Raw genomic sequence first — 526 nt, 5'->3', positions numbered from 1 at the left:
GTATTATTGTCTTTAATTTTGTGATTTAATTTTTTCTTTTTTAAAAAATTAAATAATCCAAAACTAATTACATTTAAAAAAGTGTATTTTTTGATAGCTGATTTTTTATTTAAATTTAATTCTAATTCTTTATGTAGTGGTTCTATTTCTAAAACTATGTTTTTTATTTTTTCATCTAATTTTATAATTTCATTTTCAAAAATTTCAATTTCTTCTTGTAAATCTTTCTTTTTATCTTTCATCTAAACTTTCCTTTCAAAATAAAAACTCAATTACTTTAAAATTAAAGTAGTGAGTTAAAAACATGTATTAATTTTATATAAATAAATTATACAAAAAAAGTTCCTGTATAAAATAAGGAACTAAAAGTTTTAAAGGTTATTTGAAATTTGTGTTTATATTTAAATTTTATATTCATTTTTTAAAATTATTTTGTTCTATAAAAAATAAGAACAATTTAATTATAACACTTTTATTTTATATTTTAACACTTATTTATGTTCAATATTTGCATTAAAATTATACA

The 526-nt window shown here is 15.2% G+C and carries 1 protein-coding gene; it reads right to left on the bottom strand.

Annotation, left to right across the window (positions count from 1 at the left end; all coding sequences use genetic code 4):
* On the bottom strand, positions 1 to 242 hold a 242-nt coding region (locus M0D11_RS07575; RefSeq protein WP_252321174.1), incomplete at its 3' end, for a hypothetical protein.
* Between the last annotated feature and the right edge of the window lie 284 nt (positions 243 to 526).

This window comes from Spiroplasma endosymbiont of Lariophagus distinguendus (genome assembly GCF_023846195.1).
Classification (GTDB): Bacteria; Bacillota_I; Bacilli_A; order Mycoplasmatales; family VBWQ01; genus Spiroplasma_E.
This window is presented reverse-complemented; position numbering and strand designations above follow the sequence as displayed.